This is a genomic window from Amycolatopsis sp. NPDC043885 (assembly GCF_056435685.1).
The window spans coordinates 127,375-143,668 of record NZ_JBWKEA010000002.1; the positions used below are offsets into that span (position 1 = coordinate 127,375).

15 protein-coding genes and 1 pseudogene are annotated in these 16,294 nt (G+C 67.5%); 2 read left to right on the forward strand and 14 right to left on the reverse strand.

Annotated elements, in window-relative coordinates; translation table 11 throughout:
* Positions 1-192: 192 nt before the first annotated feature.
* Positions 193-1,629, forward strand: a complete 1,437-nt coding sequence (locus tag AC069I_RS10295) for an MFS transporter (protein WP_478231646.1) — start codon at positions 193-195, stop codon at positions 1,627-1,629.
* A 407-nt stretch (positions 1,630-2,036) separates the two neighbouring features.
* On the opposite strand, the gene AC069I_RS10300 is transcribed toward AC069I_RS10295, so the two are convergent.
* The 14 genes and pseudogenes from AC069I_RS10300 to AC069I_RS10365 all read right to left on the reverse strand — a co-directional run bounded on the left by AC069I_RS10300 (position 2,037) and on the right by AC069I_RS10365 (position 14,845).
* Complete coding sequence (locus AC069I_RS10300; protein WP_478225838.1) at positions 2,037-2,972, reverse strand: M56 family metallopeptidase; 936 nt, start codon at positions 2,970-2,972, stop codon at positions 2,037-2,039.
* The gene (locus tag AC069I_RS10305; RefSeq protein ID WP_478225837.1) at positions 2,969-3,331 is read right to left on the reverse strand and encodes a BlaI/MecI/CopY family transcriptional regulator; all 363 of its coding nucleotides are present in this window, start codon (positions 3,329-3,331) and stop codon (positions 2,969-2,971) included. Before AC069I_RS10305 ends, AC069I_RS10300 begins: the two co-directional genes overlap by 4 nt.
* A 37-nt stretch (positions 3,332-3,368) precedes the next feature.
* A complete protein-coding gene (locus AC069I_RS10310; RefSeq protein WP_478231645.1) occupies positions 3,369-4,355 on the reverse strand; it encodes a C40 family peptidase in 987 nt (328 codons plus the stop codon).
* A gap of 229 nt (positions 4,356-4,584) precedes the next feature.
* The gene (locus AC069I_RS10315; protein ID WP_478265251.1) at positions 4,585-4,920 is read right to left on the reverse strand and encodes a hypothetical protein; all 336 of its coding nucleotides are present in this window, start codon (positions 4,918-4,920) and stop codon (positions 4,585-4,587) included.
* Between the two features lie 266 nt (positions 4,921-5,186).
* Positions 5,187-5,282, reverse strand: a pseudogene (locus tag AC069I_RS10320) (DUF305 domain-containing protein); the annotation flags it as partial.
* Between the two features lie 148 nt (positions 5,283-5,430).
* Positions 5,431-6,687 (reverse strand): MFS transporter, encoded by a 1,257-nt coding sequence (locus AC069I_RS10325; protein ID WP_478225834.1) that lies wholly within the window; start codon positions 6,685-6,687, stop codon positions 5,431-5,433.
* Positions 6,684-7,802 carry a PLP-dependent cysteine synthase family protein gene (locus AC069I_RS10330; RefSeq protein WP_478225833.1) on the reverse strand — a complete coding sequence of 373 codons (1,119 nt, stop codon included), beginning with the start codon at positions 7,800-7,802 and terminating at the stop codon, positions 6,684-6,686. Before AC069I_RS10330 ends, AC069I_RS10325 begins: the two co-directional genes overlap by 4 nt.
* A 1,026-nt stretch (positions 7,803-8,828) precedes the next feature.
* Positions 8,829-11,189, reverse strand: a complete 2,361-nt coding sequence (locus AC069I_RS10335) for a heavy metal translocating P-type ATPase (protein WP_478265252.1) — start codon at positions 11,187-11,189, stop codon at positions 8,829-8,831.
* Entirely contained in the window at positions 11,182-11,496 is a 315-nt protein-coding gene (locus AC069I_RS10340; protein ID WP_478265253.1) for an EamA family transporter, read from the reverse strand. The genes AC069I_RS10335 and AC069I_RS10340 overlap by 8 nt, the downstream gene beginning before the upstream one ends.
* A complete protein-coding gene (locus tag AC069I_RS10345; RefSeq protein ID WP_478225830.1) occupies positions 11,490-12,092 on the reverse strand; it encodes an EamA family transporter in 603 nt (200 codons plus the stop codon). The genes AC069I_RS10340 and AC069I_RS10345 overlap by 7 nt, the downstream gene beginning before the upstream one ends.
* On the reverse strand, positions 12,089-13,513 hold the full coding sequence (locus AC069I_RS10350; protein WP_478225829.1) for a multicopper oxidase family protein: 1,425 nt from the start codon (positions 13,511-13,513) through the stop codon (positions 12,089-12,091). The genes AC069I_RS10345 and AC069I_RS10350 overlap by 4 nt, the downstream gene beginning before the upstream one ends.
* Positions 13,510-14,301: a hypothetical protein gene (locus AC069I_RS10355; RefSeq protein ID WP_478225828.1), complete on the reverse strand. Its 792-nt coding sequence runs from the start codon at positions 14,299-14,301 to the stop codon at positions 13,510-13,512. Before AC069I_RS10355 ends, AC069I_RS10350 begins: the two co-directional genes overlap by 4 nt.
* Positions 14,302-14,375: 74 nt before the next feature.
* Entirely contained in the window at positions 14,376-14,642 is a 267-nt protein-coding gene (locus AC069I_RS10360; RefSeq protein WP_478225827.1) for a hypothetical protein, read from the reverse strand.
* Positions 14,642-14,845, reverse strand: a complete 204-nt coding sequence (locus AC069I_RS10365) for a DUF2933 domain-containing protein (RefSeq protein WP_478265254.1) — start codon at positions 14,843-14,845, stop codon at positions 14,642-14,644. The genes AC069I_RS10360 and AC069I_RS10365 overlap by 1 nt, the downstream gene beginning before the upstream one ends.
* A gap of 687 nt (positions 14,846-15,532) precedes the next feature.
* Between AC069I_RS10365 and AC069I_RS10370 the strand changes: the two genes are divergently transcribed.
* Complete coding sequence (locus AC069I_RS10370; RefSeq protein ID WP_478225825.1) at positions 15,533-16,279, forward strand: helix-turn-helix domain-containing protein; 747 nt, start codon at positions 15,533-15,535, stop codon at positions 16,277-16,279.
* The last annotated feature ends 15 nt before the right edge of the window (positions 16,280-16,294 follow it).

Here is a 16,294-nt window from a genome sequence, read left to right on the forward strand (position 1 = left end):
GATCTTCTGGTGAAGTCTTCGATGTTCTACGCGACGACTCTTTGTCGCGCAACGGGTTTTGCCATGTAGGCAGCATCTGTGACGATTGCGACACCAATACCCCCTAAGGGTACTTGCGCGGCGTCATGAACCGGTCTACGTTCATGTCCGCAATACCCCCTAGGGGTAATTAATCTCGAAAGGACGGTCGTCATGGCGGAGACATCCCCGGACCCACGGCGGTGGTGGGCGCTGGGACTCATCGCGTTGGCCCAGTTCATGGTCATCATGGACACCTCGATCATCGGCGTCGCTCTACCCGCTATGCAGCAGGACCTCGGGTTCTCGCCGGGGGACCTGTCGTGGGTGTTCAACGCCTACGTCATCGCGCTCGCCGGGTTGCTGCTGCTCGGTGGACGTCTCTCGGACCTGTTCGGTGCGCGGAAGATGTTCACCGCGGGCTGGGTCGTCACCCTCGGTGGTTCGGTGGTCGCGGCGGTCGCGGGAACCGCGTGGGTGGAACTCCTCGGCAGGGTGCTGCAGGGCGCGGGTGCGGCGTTGATCGCCCCGTCCGCGCTGACGCTCCTGATGATGCTGTTCGGCGCGCGTCCTCGTGAGCTGACCAAGGCGCTCGCGCTCTACGGCGCGGCCGCGCCCGCCGGTGGTACCGCGGGGGTGTTCCTCGGCGGTGTGATCACCGAGTGGCTGTCGTGGCCGTGGATTTTCTGGCTCTACGTCCCGATTTCGCTGGTCGCGATCGTGGCGACGGGCAGGCTGATGCCGTCCGCGCCCGCACGGCGTGGTTCGGTCGACCTCGCCGGTGCGATCGCGGCGACCGCGGGCCTCGGGCTGACCGTGTTCGGCGTCGTCCGGGCGCCGGAGGCGGGCTGGGACTCGGCGGGCACGTGGGGTGCGCTGGTGGGTGGCGTCGCGCTGCTCGCGGTGTTCGTGCTCATCCAGCGCGGGCGGGAGGTTCCGTTGGTGCGGCTGGGGATCTTCCGGACGCCGAATCTCGGCGGCGCGAACCTCGCGCAGTTCCTGCTCGGCGCGGCGTGGATCCCGATGTGGTACTTCCTGAACCTGTACCTGCAGCAGGTCCTGGGTTACGGGGCCTTCGCCAGCGGTGCCGCGCTGCTGCCGATGACCGTGCTGATCGTCGTGCTGATGGTCGCGGTCGCGCCGAAGCTGATCGGCCGCTTCGGGCCGAAGAAGATGATCATCGGTGGTCTGTGGGCGCTCGCCGCGGGGCTGGTGTGGCTGTCGTTCGTCAGCCCGACGGGCAATTTCGTGGTCGATGTCCTGCCCGCTTCGCTGGTCGCGGCTCTCGGTCAGGCGCTGGCGTTCATCCCGTCGCTGGGCACCGCGATCTCCAGCGCGAAGCCGGAGGAAGGCGGACTGGCGTCGGGGATCGTGAACACCTCGTACCAGATCGGCTCGGCGCTCGGTCTCGCCGCGATGACCGCGGTCGGCGTGTCGTTCGGCGCGGGACGGATCGGTGACCCGGTCGCGCTGACCGGCGGCTACTCGGCGGCGTTCCTCGGGGCCGCGGGCATCGCGGTCGCCGGTGGCTTCCTGGCCATGGCCACCCTGCGCTTCCCCCGGAGCGCGCCGAGCGAAGTCGCCGGAGGTGACCCGGCGGTCGTGCGATGACCGGCTGTACCACCGCGTGGAGGGCGAGACCGTTCGAGGTCTGCCCTCCACGCGGCGTTTCACCTCGTCTTGCGATACGTTCGAAGGCGGTCAAAGGAAGGATGACGGTGTCAGACGGAGACAGCGGCGGAAGGTGGAGCCGCTGTCGGTGGCGACCACCAGTTCAGATCCCGGGCACGTGCTCATCACCGTGTCCGGTGACCTCGGCCAGGCACTTGACCCGGTGCCGAGCAGCGTGGTCGTCGATCTGAACGCGGTGGACTTCTGTGATTCCACCGGCCTGTCGACCCCTGGTCGGTTTCAACAATCGTTGTGTCGCCGACCGCGTCGCCCTTCAATTCCTGCCCTCAGCGACGATCCGCCGATTGTTGCTGCGACCGGGCTATCGGACCTGTTGCCGATCGCTGTTAGCAGAGGGCCAGACTGAACGCCCCCATGAGGGCGACGGCGACGACTGCGGGGGCGGTCAAGCAGGCGACACCGCCGATGACGCTGGTCATACCGGACCGCAAGGGCAGCCGTTGACGGTCCTCGAGCCGGCTGAGCCGGATCGAGGTGTCACCGCCCGACATCGCGAGCGCTTTCCTCGGCCCGCCAGTGGCCCCGATGGTGAGCAACGCCGACCGCACTGGCCCGGCTCCACATTCCGCGGCCGCCGTCCGGTCGGCGGCCAATTCGACGAACAGGCTGATCGCTTTCGGCAGTTCGCGCATGAGCGGGACGAAGCGCAGCGTCCTGCCCAGCACGTCGGCGCAGCCGGTGAGCAGGTGGTGACGGCCACGGACGTGAGCGTTCTCGTGGGCGAGCACCGCTCGCAGCTCGGCGGGGGTGAGCCGGGTTCGCAATCCGTCGCTCGCGACGATCATGGCCCGGCGTCCGCCCAGGCTGTAGGCGATCGGATGCTCGTGAGGTAGCCACAAGGTCCGGACGCGATCCGATGACCGGGATCCGGACAGCCGCAATGCGTCGAGATGGCGCTCATGCAGCTGGTTGCGGCGCCGTCGACGCCTGATCGAGGACAAGAGCAGCTGGAAGAGCGCGAACGTCAGCAGGACTCCGGCCGTACCGCCGACCACCAGGTCGAGGGACGGTATCCCGTCGTGACTGATCGTGGACAGACAGACGTCGATCAAGCGCGTGATCTGATCCGCGGGGCCATGACCGGGCAGAGCGAGAAGGAGCACACCGCCGACCGTGCCTGCCAGCAGACCGATCGCGGTCATGAGCCACCAGGTGATCGCCGCCGCCGGGCTGCCCTGCGGCGTCCCGAACCTCGCCAGGACCGGTGGGGACCACCAGCCGACGATCAGGACGCCGAGGAGAAGCGCGGCGGCGGGGATCACCGCTTTCGCTGCTTTCGGCGTAAGGCGCGGCGCAGGATGTCCGACTCTTCCTCGGAGACCGACTGTGCGAAATGCAGCAGCACTGATTCCGGGTCGCTCGCCGAGTCGAGCACGTCACGAAGAGCCTGAGCGGTGGCTTCCTCACGAGAAGTGATCGCTCGGTAGCGGTACGCGCGACCTTCCATCTCGCGAACGACCCATTCCTTGCGGTACAGGTTGTCCAGCACGGTCATGACCGTGGTGTACGCCAGTTCGCGCTCCTTGGCGATCTCCACGAGAACCTCGCGGACCAGCATGGGTTCGGAACCGCGCCACAGCACATCCATCACCGTGGCTTCGAGCTCGCCCAACCGACGCATGACACCTCCTGGCAGGGAGGATACCCTTCTGTCGCGGTCAACCGACTATGCGCCTCGCGCCCATCAGGTGCCCGTCACCCTTCATGGACCGGACGTCGACAAGCTGTCCTTCGGTCGGCGCGTCGACCATTTTCCCGCTGCCCACGAACATGCCGACGTGGTGGATCGCACCGGGATTGCCGGTCCCGTCGTCATAGAACAGCAGGTCGCCAGGCTGCAACTGGTCGAGCGAGACCGGTTTTCCGGCCGTGTACTGCTGACGGCTGGTGCGGGGAATGGAGACGCCCGCCTGGCGGTAGGCCCAGGAAGTCAAGCCGGAGCAGTCGAACTCGGCGGGGCCGGTGGCACCCCATTGGTATTGCGAGCCCCTTTTGGACAGTGCGGCTTGCAGCGCGTCGTTCGCCGCTCCGGGCGGACCCAGATAAGAACCACTGTCCTGGACCTTGCCCAGTTTGGCCTTGTCCTGCGCCGGAAGTGCTCCCAGCGCCTGACGAACCTGCTTGATCTGCCGGTCGAGGTCGTTCTTCCGGTTGGTGACCTGGTCCACCGCCCACTGCGCGGCCGCTGTCGCCTCGCTCGCGCGTTTCTGGGCTTCTGCCGCCTGTGCTCGACCTTTGGCAGCCTGATCGAGTACGGTCCTCAGCCCGGCGAGCGCGTCCGCCTTCTGCCCGGACAAGAGAGAGATGGCCGCGGACTTCTGCAGGAACTCCGTCCGGCTGTTGCTGTCGAGCAACGCCGCGAGCTGATTGACCGAAGACGCTCCCTGGAAATTCGCGGCGACGAGTTTGTCGACCTCGCCCCGGAACTTCGTGATAGAGCCCTCCGCGTCCGCCAATTCCTTGTTGGCGGCCGCGAGATCGGCGTCGGCCCTGGCACTCGTGGCTTTCCGTGCGGCCAGGTCATCTTGAGCGGCGGAGAAATCCTCTTCGGCCTTAGCGGCGTCAGCGCCGAGGCGCTGGTAGCGAGACATCGGATCCTGTGCCTCGGCGGGTGGCGGCGCCGGCTGCGCACTCGCGGGGATCACGCTCAATCCAAGCGGGAGAACAACGGCGGTAGTCAAGACGCGCAGTGAAGCCGTCCGGCGTCGGTGCGGTGTCACGGGTGCGGGATCTCCTGTCGTGTTTTCGAGCGTGGTCACGGACCGCCCCGAAGGCCCGCGGGTCACCGTAAGGTAACGAGCCACCCTTGTCCACTATTTCACTTAGTACTAGGCGGGTGGCATAGGGTATCGAGAAGTCAGAATGTGATGGCCACTACGGCTTACGTCGGTACAGGCTCACCAGGGTCTCTTCATGGGAGTCTTCGACGAGCTGAGAATGGTGCACGCGACGCAGTCCGGCCATCTCGGCGATCAGGTCGAGCTCATCGGCGATGTGGATGTGCGCGCCGTGTCGTGGCTCGATTCGCGCTGGTGGCGTCGCTGGGCGCACTTCCACGAGAACGACGCCGTCCGGCGTGACGTGTTCGGCGGCCTTGCGCGGCAAGCGAATCTGAGAGCGCAGGCTTTCCCGGCCGGTCAAGGCTTCCGAGCTCAGCAGGATCGAGTCGAAGTAGGTTCCGGCGGGCAAGGTGATGTCGAGATCGTCCACAGTGGCCGTGACGGTCAGCGGAAATCCCACATCCGCGAGAGCTGCCTTCATATCCTCGTCTGCCACGCCGATGTGCAGGACGCGAGGCTCCTGTGTCCATGAGTGCAGGAGTTGCACGAGGTGGCTTCGGGTCGGTGTGACGATCCGGAGCGCATGACGCGACATCGATCACCTGTCGTCCGAGTCGGAAGAGATCTACGGCAAGTAGTACTAGACGTAATAGTATCTACTGGCGAGGGATCCCGTCGAGACCCGGCGGCGATGAATCAGCCCTGCGGGAGCGGCCCCTGCATCTCGCGGATCTCGGCCTCTTGGGCGTCGATGATCTTCTGGGCGAGAGCCTTGGCGTCGGGGTTGGAACCCATTGTCGACGTCGTGAGGTGGTGCATCGCCACGAGGCAAAAGGCGAGCACGCCCAGCAGGAAGACCCGCTGGGTTCTCCTGAGCGCGCTCGCCGTCATGACCCAAGGTCACCTATCCGCTTCGGCGGATGCGGCGGGGTCACGGCTTTCACACCGCCACCGGGGTGAGGCGTTCGGCCTTGTCGAGTGCGCGCAGGCACCAGGCGCAACCGGCTCCGATCACGGCGAGGACAGCCCATGGTGCCGCTGGTACACCGGCATCTCTCGCGATGTCCAACGCGGTGCCGGTGAGCAGGTTGCCGAGGAGGATGCCCACGCCGACCACGGTGTTGTACAGCCCATAGTGCGTCGCGACCAGCTTGCCGCCGGAGAGGGCGACGATCGTGTCCATTTCGAACGGGAAGACCACGATGGTCCCGAGTGCCAGCAGGGCGGCGGAGAGAATCAGCGATGCCCAGCTCAACGCCGCCGGACCGGCCGTCGCGCCCGCGGTGAGCATGGGCGGGAGAAACGCCGCTCCCATGAGCAGGAGACCGACGGCGAGACACTTGCCGGATCCCCACCGCCGCCTGCACCACGCGGTGATCCGCAGCTGTCCGGCGATCGCCAAACCTCCTGACACCGCGAACAGCAGCGCCACCAATGTGGTCCCCGCCACTCCGGGGCCGCCGACCTGACGAGCTTCGAGCGGGAGTGCGAGATAGACCTGGAACGACAGGACGTACGAGCCGATCATCGCGAGCGAGAACAGCACGAACGACCGGTTACCGAACGCGGTCGCCCAGTCCTGCCGGATCGAAGTCCGCGCGGCCGGGTCACCCTTGGCACGCGAACGAGGCGGCAGGGACCGAATCTGCAGCACGGTCAGGACCGCGAACACCGCGGCCGCGACGAGGCAGGTCACTGGGAAGGCGAAACTCGTCAGGACCAGCCCGACGACCGGGCCCAGCAGGATGCCCGCCTGATAGAACACATTGAACAACGCGAACACCTCGACGCGCCGCTCCTCACCGGCGTCTTCGGCGAGGTAGGCCCGCACCGCGGGATTGAACAACGCACCTGCGAACCCGGTGGCCGCCGAGGCGACGATCAGCGCCGGAACCGAATCGACCAGGCCGAGCAGGGCGAACCCGCCCGTCCGCAGCGCGCATCCCGCCACGATCAGCGGCTTGTAGCCGAGCCTGTCGGCCAGCGTGCCACCGATCAGGAACATGCCCTGCTGGGAGAAGTTCCGCACGCCCAGAATGAGCCCTACGGCCCAGCCCGCCAGCGCCAGATCCGCCGACAGGTGCCCCGCGAGGTAGGGCATCAGCATGTAGAAGCCCAGGTTGATGGTGAACTGGTTCAGCATCAACAGCTGGGAAGGCCGGTCGAACGACCTGAACTTGACGACCAGATCCTTCACGCCCGCACCTCGGACGGGTCGATGACGTGTGCGCAGCGCGTCCACCGCTCGACGACCTGGTCGACGGGATTGACGACGACGTCGGGCTCGTCCGCGGGGGTCTGTCCGAGCAAGCCGTTCGCCGCGCAGTAGTCGTCGTTGTAGACGGTGTCGAAGTAGCGGTGGGGGCCGTCGGGGAAGATCGTGACGATCCGTGTGCCGGCAGCTTCGGTCCTTGCGAGCCAACCAGCGACGAGTGCGACCGCTCCGACGCTCCACCCGCCTGTCGCGTGGTGGGACGCGGCGAGCCGACGGCAGGTCCACACCGCTTCGGCCGGCGCCACCCAATGGACTTCGTCGAAACCGCAGTAGTCCACATTGGACGGGTAGATACTCGAACCGAGTCCGCGCATCAACCGGGGGCGCGCCGGTTGCCCGAAGATCGTGGAACCGATGGTGTCGACGCCGACGACTTTCATCTGCGGGTAGTGCTCGCGCAGGACACGCGAGACGCCCGCCGAATGGCCTCCGGTGCCCACCGAGCACACCAGGACGTCGACGCGGTCGAGCTGGTCCACCAGTTCCAGGGCGAGCGGCTCGTAGGCGTCCACGTTGTCCGGGTTGTTGTACTGGTCGGGGCAGTAGGCGTCGGGTTCTTCGGCCAGGAGCTGCCGTACGCGGTCCCGTCGGGCCTGTTGCCAGCCGCCGGTCGGATGTGGGGCGGTGACGAGCTCGACACGGGCGCCGTGTGCGGCCAGCATCCGGTGCACGATCGGTTCGAGGCCAGGATCGGTGACCACGGTGACCGGGTGGCCGTAGACGATTCCGGCGAGTGCGAGGCCGAGTCCCAGCGTGCCGCTGGTCGATTCCACGATCCTCGCGCCCGGAGCCAGGTCGCCCCGTTCGCGTGCGCGGGCGATCATGTGCAAGGCCGGGCGGTCTTTCATGCCGCCGGGATTGAATCCTTCGAGCTTCGCCCAGAAGCCGCGGCCCGGCGCCGCGCCCGGTTCATCGATCCACAGCACCGGGGTGTTGCCGACCGCACTGGCCGGATTGCGGCCGTGCGTGATGGTCCTTTGGCCGGGGAGGGTGGTCCCGGACACGGTCGAGCCGTTGGCGGACAGGGGTGTCCTCATCGAGATCTCTTTCAGTGAATCGTCGCGGGGCGCGACGGTCGAACGGAACGGGGTCGGCCGGGTCGTTCAGCCCGATCACGTTCGCGTGACGCAGATCTCGATGAGCAAGGCGCGTCCGGTTGGGCGCGGATCCCGTCCCGGGCTCCCATGACCAGGGGAATGAACCGGTGAGCGGAATAGTCCGGTAAACGTATTCTCGAGCGGAATCGCCGACCACGTCGTATCCGTCGTTCCTCGCGTACCGCGATGAATGGCGTCCGTGGTCGTGTGTTGCCGGTGTGCGTGGTGCTCGGGTTCGCAGTCGTCGGCCAGTGGGGCATGCGTCGCTGCGCTGGTGGCGACATGCTCGGCCGCGTGGGCGTGCGCTTGCGGGAAACATTGGCCCAGCTGCAGCGAAAGAAGCCAGAAGAGCAGAGTGACGAGCCACAGCATCGGCTTCACTCTGCGACGCGGCGTAGTCGGATAGCCCCTCACAGTTATCGGACCGTATCAGCAAAGAACTTACGTCTGCCACCTTCAATCGTACTAGTTCTACTAGTAGCGAGGAATTCACTCGATTTCGCGTCCGACTACTACCCTTGGTAGTTGAAGGTGAGCTCCCTTTGAGCGCAGTGTGATCGAGTAATTAGCTGTGTCCCGGGATGCGGGAATGGCGATTAATCGGATTGAGCATATCGCGTCGGCGATAGGAAAAGCGGATGCGGAGTCATGCGGGACCCCGCACCCGCCGACACACGTCGCCAAGGGGGGTGACGCGGGCAGTGCGGAACGCTATGAGAGCGCTCGGACGTTACTGATACAGCGCGGCCGTCCCGCCGAGGACACTGGCCGCGATGATCGTGGCGGTGTGCCGCCACCATGGGCGCACATTTCGGTCGGTACCCGCTGGGGGCTCGACCTCGAGCCGAGTGCTGGTTTCACCGGCGTTTCCCCTGACGGAACCCTCGTCCGGCACGCGACCCAGCTACTATCGGTCCTAGTTGACCTTGTCGGCGGAGGTGCGGTCTCGTGCGGGGTTACCCGACGCTACCGCGTCGATACCTGCCGCGGCGCAGAGGAACAGGTGTTCTCCACTGTCGTGACGGGTAGGCGCAGTCGCTTGAGGGCGAGTGCGTTCACCGCGACGATCAGGCTGGATCCGGACATCGACAGTGCGGCGATCTCCGGGCGGAGCATGAGCCCGAAGGCCGGTTCGAAAACACCGGCGGCGATCGGTAGCGCGATGGTGTTGTAGCCGATGGCCCAGCCGAGGTTCTGGCGCATTTTGCGCAAGGTTCCGCGGCCGATGCGCAAGGCGATCGGAACGTCGAGCGGGTCGGACCGCATGAGGACGACATCGGCGGTCTCGATCGCGACGTCGGTGCCCGCGCCGATGGCGATGCCGAGGTCTGCCTGTGCCAGCGCGGGGGCGTCGTTGACGCCGTCGCCGACCATCGCGACCTTGCGTCCGCTGCGCTGCAACCCGGCGACCTTCGCGGCCTTGTCGCCAGGCAGCACCTCGGCGATCACAGTGTCGATACCGAGCCGGGCGGCGATGCGCTCTGCCGTCGCCTGATTGTCGCCCGTCAGCATGACCACTTCGACGCCGAGGTCGTGCAGCGCCCGGATGGCGGTCACGGAGGTTTCCCTCGGTGCGTCCGCGATGCCGATCACCCCGGCCGCGACGCCGTCCACCGCGGCCAGGACCGCGGTGCGTCCGGTCGAGGCCAGTTCGTCCCGGCGCGGGCCGAGTGCCGCGAGGTCGATGTTCTCCCGTTCCAGCAGCCGCCGGTTGCCGACCACCACGCGGTGCCCGCCGACCTGGGCGATCGCACCGTGGCCGGGCACGTTTTCGAACCGATCCGCGCGTAGCCCGTCCAGTTCGCCCGCGTGGCGGACGATCGCCTCGGCGAGCGGGTGCTCGGACTCGCGTTCCACCGCGGCGACCAGCCGGAGCAGTTCCGCCTCGCCCAGACCGTCCACGAGCACGTCGGTCACCTCGGGCTCGCCCTTGGTGAGCGTGCCGGTCTTGTCCATCACGACGACCTCGATGCGCGCGGAGGTCTCCAGTGCCATGGCGTTCTTGAACAGCACACCGCGTTTCGCGCCGAGGCCGGTTCCGACCATGATCGCGGTCGGAGTGGCGAGACCGAGTGCGTCCGGGCAGGTGATCACGACGACGGTGATGGCGAACAGAATGGCCGTGGCGAACGCGCTGCCCGCCAGCAACCAGACCGCGAGAGTGGCGCCACCACCGATCAGTGCCACGAACACCAGCCAGAACGCAGCCCGGTCGGCCAGTCGCTGGCCCGGCGCCTTGGAGTTCTGCGCCTCCTGCACGAGCTTGACGATCTGCGCGAGTGCGGTGTCCGAGCCGACCTTGGTGGCGCGGACGCGCAGGGTGCCGTTGGCGTTGATGGTGGCACCGATGACCGTGGAGCCGGGCGCCTTGTGCACGGGCAGGCTTTCGCCTGTGACCATCGACTCGTCCACTTCGGACTCGCCGTCCTCCACTACGCCGTCCACCGCGATCTTCGCGCCTGGCCGCGCCAACAGCAGGTCTCCGGCCTCCACCTCGGCGGTGGGTACTTCGACGGCCTCGCCGTCACGGAGCACGACCGCCTTGGGCGGGGCGAGGTCGAGCAGGGTGCGAATCGTGTCGTTCGCCCCACCGCGGGCGCGCATCTCGAACCAGTGTCCCAAGAGGACGAACGCGGCGAGCACGGTCGCGGCTTCGTAGAAGACCTCTCCTCCGCCGGTCAGTGTGATGACCAGGGAGTACAGCCAGCCCGCGCCGACGGCCACCGCGACGAGCACCATCATGTCGAGGGTGCGGTGCCGCAACGCGCGCACCGCGCCGTCGAAGAAGATCCAGCAGGAGTAGAAGATCACCGGAAGGCTCAGGAGCAACGCCCACAGGTCTTGGCGGACGCCGAATGGCGTCGGGAGGTGGAGTCCGAAGACCTCGGTGCCGATCGGCGACCACAACACGATCGGGATGGAGAACAGCAGTGCGATCAGGAATCGATTGCGCATGTCGGCGACCATCGCGGCCATCGACATCCCGGCGTGCCCGCCGTGGCCCATCGCCTCATGCGGGGATCGCGGAGTCGCTGCCTCGGCGTGGTGCTCGTGGCCGGCGTGCTCCGGCTCCGTCGTGGGGTCGCAGAGGTGGCGCGGCACCGACTGGCCAGCGCAGTGGTAGCCGCAGTCGACCACCCACTGACGCAGGGCCGCCACCGACGTCACGGCGGGATCGAAGCGCACCGTCGCGGTCTGCGCGACCGGGTTCACCTCGACGTGGTGCACGCCGGGCTGTCTCCCGAGCTTGGCGTTGACGACGTTCTGCTCACTCGCCCAGTGCAGTCCGCTGACGTCGAGCACGGCAGTGCGGGTGTGGTCACTCATGGTCGTGCCTTTCTGGGCCGGTGTCGATGGTGGTGACCGGTCGGTTGTGCGAGTCGTCCTTCGCGAGTATCCGGGACGTTCCCGTTCGACCGGACAGGGTTACCAACAGCGGCGCCGCGAGGACGATCGCGTCGCCGAGGCTCTCGATCAGGGTGACACGTTCACCCAGCACGGTGATGCCGAAAACGACGCCGACCACGGGGACGAGCAGGGTGCAGGCGGTGACCGAGGTGAGGGATGCGCGACGCAGCTCGCCGAACCACAGCACGTACGGAATCGCTGTCGCACCGAGGGCCAGGATCACCATCGCGGCGATGAACCGCGCGTTCCAGGTGATGGCTGAAGGTGGTCCGTCGACTGCCGCGGCGACGCCGGACAGAACGACTTCGGTGAGGCGGCGTGCCGGCAACGCCCCCGCAGTGATCCCGACGGCGACTGTAACGCCAGGCCTGCTCCCTCACCGAGTCCGGTCGGCGCGGCGACCAGTAGCAGCCCACCGAACCCGAGAGCAGTCCCTGTGACCTCGAGGGCCCGCGGCTGTTCGGCATACAGCCACCAGGCGGGCAGCGCGACCAGCAACGGAGTGGAGTTGCTCAGCACCGCGGCTGCCCCGGTCGCCAGTCCGAGGGCGCCGGCGAACATGGCCCCGAACGCGAGCGCGACATTCATGAGCGCCATCACGCCGATCAGTGCCAAGGGCCTCCCGCCTGGTGGCAGAGCCGGGCGCCGGTACAGCAGGCATGCGCCGAGGAGGAACAGCCCGGCCAACAGAGCGCGCAGCGCGGCGAACCACAGCACCGGGGCGTCGCGCATGCCCCACCTGATCAGCACGTAGCACGAGGCCCAGGCCACGACGACGACCAGCATGCGTGACGGGCGTGCCCGGCTAAGCGCTGCCGTCATGACGAAGACTCGTAGCCGAGGACGGTCGTCATCCCGGCCTCGGCGTGGTAGGTGTTATGGCAGTGGATCATCCACTGGCCGGGATTGTCGGCGTCGAACTCGCAGGCGACGGTCTGGCCGGCCGGTACGATCACGGTGTCCTTGCGCGGGCCGCCTGCCTGCTGGAAGGTGTGGCCGTGGATGTGCATGGGGTGCCACATCATCGTGGTGTTGACGAACTCCACGCGCACGCGTTGTCCATTTCGGACTCGCGATCGGTTGGTGTGGTCACCGGCGCGGCCGTTGATTCCCCATTGGTAGCTCATCATTCCGCCGGTGAGCGCGAGCCGGTGCGTGACGTCGGGCTGCCGAGCGGGCAACGGTTCACTGGCCTTCAGTTCCGCATAGCCGACAGGATTCCCGCGCAGCTCGTCCGGGCGAATCGACCGCGTGGGAGCGGTGCCGCGGCCGGTGCGCACCAGCGCGAAAGCAGCACCCCCCTTGCCCTCCGCCTGTGCCACCAACGGGAACACGCCGTCGGACAAGGTGATCAGCACGTCGTAGCGCTCGCCAATGCCGATGAGCAGTGCGTCGGTGTCGACCGGTGTGACCGGGAAGCCGTCGGTGTGGGTGACGGTCATGCGGTGGCCGCCGAGCGCGACCCGGAACGCGGTGTCGGAGCCGGCGTTGATGAACCGGATCCGCACGCGGTGCGCGGGCTTGGCGGTGAACGTCGCCGGTGCGCCGTCGACGCGGCCGTTGAGCAGGTAGTGCGGGTAGGTGACGTCTCCCTCCAGTGTTCGGCCGCCCATGCCGTGCATCGAGTGACCGCCGCCCCGCTGAAGAGTCGCGAGGACCTGGTCTGGAGTGGTGCCGGTCCCGTCGATCCAGTCGTCGAGCACGACCGTCCACTCCGCGTCGTAGCCGCCGGGTTCTCCCGGGTCCTCGACGATCAGCGGCGCGTACAGGCCACGGTCGAGCTGTGTGCCGGTGTGCGGATGGAACCAGTAGGTGCCCGGCGTCGGCACCGCGAAGCGGTAGGTGAACTCCTCTCCCGGCTTGATCTGGGCTTGGGTGAGGCCGGGAACTCCGTCCATGTCGTTGCGCAGCGCCAGGCCGTGCCAGTGGATCGAGGTGTCCACGGGCAGCCGGTTGACCAGCCGCGCCTCGAGCAGGTCGCCCGCGGTCACGCGGATTTCGCGGCCGGGCGCGACGCCGTCATAGGTCCACGTGTCGACCACGGGGCCGCCGAGGTCGACCTGGCTTGTGGTCGCGGTGAGTGTGGCCGATCGGGTGTGGCCGGTGCCGCCGCGCGCCGTTTCGGTCCGGCCCACCAGCGGGTCGGTGGGCAGGATCAGCGGGTTCTCCGTCGAGCAGGCGGTCAGCCCGGTCACGGCCAATGCGGTCGTGCCGAGAAAGGCGCGGCGGGTGAACGGGCTCATGCGACCGCCTTTCGGAACAACCCGGTCGCCGCCAGCCCGAGCCCGAGCAGCAACGGTCCCGTCTCGTCGAAGCTCGCGGTCAGTCCGCCGTCGAGCAGCACGCGATCGGCGCCGTAGCCGGGCAGGAACCGGGCCCAGTCCGGTGGTTCGCCGCGCAACATCGGGCTCTGCGCGATTCCGACATCGAGGAACGGCACGAGGAACGCGATGAGCACACCGGACACGCGGCCGAAGATCGGGCCGATGCACACGCCGATGAGGGCGTAGATCGCGGCCAGCAACAGGTTGCCGCCCGCGTAGACGATCCACTGCTCGGTATCGAACACGGTGACGGTGACGGCGAGGGACGCCGCGGTCACCAGCAGGACGGTGAAGCCGATCACGCTGAGACGCGCCGACAACAGGGCGCCGGTGCGGAGCCCGGCCAGGGTGAGCCGCCGGTCGCCGGTGCGGGCGTCGAGCACGATGAACGGCCCGGCGAGTGTGGCGAGCGAGGCGACGGCGATCGGTGTCATGGTTCCGGCGTGGACGTCCGGCAGCCAGAACGAGAACGCGCCGCCACCGGTCGCGGCACGCACATCCGCGTGTAGTCGCCTGCGCCGGCGCAGTTCGGCGAAGAGCCCGACCTGGGTGCCGAATCCGCCCAGGATCAGCACCAGCCATGGCCGGTCTTCGACCGCCTGCCGCCCCAGGTGCTCAAGTCCTCCCGCGACACCGACGACCACCGCGTAGAACAGGGCGAGGGCCACGGCTCCGGCGAGTCCCGCGCGCACCGCGTTCGTGCTCATCGCCACCTCCGGGATCGTTCATCTGACGTCGCTCGCGGTGGGAATGGTCGGCCATTGCGGCAGGAACCCGATCATCACCAGCAGGAAGCCGTCGTACTGCGGGTGCCGGACCCGCGCGTGGCCGGCAGCGGGAAGCGCGAGCCGAGCCAACTGCCCAGCAGGTAGATGGTCAGCGGGATGCCGTACATCTCGGTGAACAACGCCACCAGGAACGCGGTGAACGCACCCATCGCCCGCCAGTCGCGCTTCGTATGCGGCCGGAAGAAGCTCATCGCGAACACGACGAACAGCGCGATGTTCAGGATGACCAGAGGCCACAGCCCGTACGCCGCGTCGGCCATTACGACCGGCCGGAGGTGTGGTGGTGATCGCGGTCCTGGTCGCCGGATCCGCCGTGCCCGCCCATCATGAACAGCATCATCAGGGGGCAGGCCAGTACCACCAGGCCGATCAGAATCGTGGTGAGCGGAACTCCGGCGTAGGCGAGCCCGACGATCAAGATCGCCAGGGCGATCGCGTACAGCCCGAGGTATTGGCGCTTCATGATGTTCTCATTTCGTCGGCGGTCTTCGAGCATCACCTTCTGCACCGGTCGGCGTCAGGGCTGGTTGTCGCGAACGGGAAATCCGAAGGTCCCCATCCGCTGCGGACGAAGGCCTCTGACGCACTTCTACTATCTCGGGTAGCAGAGCCTTCCCGGTGATGGCGCTTGACGCGGTATGGGACCTTGGGCCGTTCTGGCGGCGACGTTGGGCCCTGCGCTTCAACGAGGTGCGCGGTGACTCTGAAATATGCCCTTGGGGACGTGATGACGTCACCTGTGTCGATCGCCCGTTGGGCCCTGCAGCCTCGACGGCGTCGGAGAGAGAGTTGACGCCGCTTGGCTCTGCTGTTCCGCGCGAAGGCGAACAAGGCACTGGATCGCGCTGAGGATCCTCGCGAGATCCTCGACTACTCAGGGCGGAGGACCAGCGCAGGTGAGTGCTTGCGGCGCTGGTGCTCGCCATGCTGATGAACGCGTTGGCCACCACAATCGTGAACGTCGCGCTGCCGACGATCGCCACGAAGCTGTCACCTCGGGATTCAGGGCCGTGTGGGCGCGGCAGCCCCTCAGTGAACCCGCGGCCGTGTGTCGAAACCGACTGAGGCGAGATTCCCGTCCGGTCCGTTTCCGAATCGCGCTCTTCGCACTCGTGGTGGTAGGTGCCTGCGAACCGCTAGCGTCTTGACCGTGAGTCTTGATCCGGCCAGTGGCGTCGAGCAGCGCCCGTCCGATTCTCCGTATGTGGAGCGGGTTTACCGGGCCGGTACGGAGGCCGTGACGATGCCCGCGCGGATGCGGTCCATCGCGAACTCGAACTGGGAGCTCGTGGTGTGGCGTGACCGGGGTGAGACGCATGTGGCGGTGCGTGGCCCGGAGACGAGCCCCACGGTCCTGGACCTGGGCCCCGGCGAAGGTGAAACGGTCGGGATCATCTTCCGGCACGGTGCGTTTTTGGCGCCGATGCCGGTGCCGGACCTGGTCGACACCGCCGTGACGAGTCCGCACACCACGGCTCGCTCGTTCGTCCTGCAGGGGGAGGAGTGGGAAACACCGACTTACGACAACGCCGACGTCTTCGTGGATCGGCTGGTCCGCGCCGGGGTGCTGATGCGTGATCCGCTGGTCACCGATGTGCTTCGCGGCGACGCGGCCACGCTGGTCACACCGAGGTCGGTGCAGCGGCGGGTGGCCGCGGCCACCGGGCTGACCCAGGGGGCGATCCGGCAGATCGAACGAGCGAGGCAGGCCGTGATGCTGCTGGGGCAGGGGATGGCCGCGGTCGAGGTCGTGCAGCGGGCCGGGTATCACGACCAGCCGCATCTGGCGCGCTCACTGACCCGGTTCACCGGCTGCACGGCCTCCCGGCTGCGGCGGGCCGACGGCGACGAGATGCTGTCGCTTCTGTACAAGACCGACGTCGCGGTCCGCCCCTAGATTCGTGGTGACGCC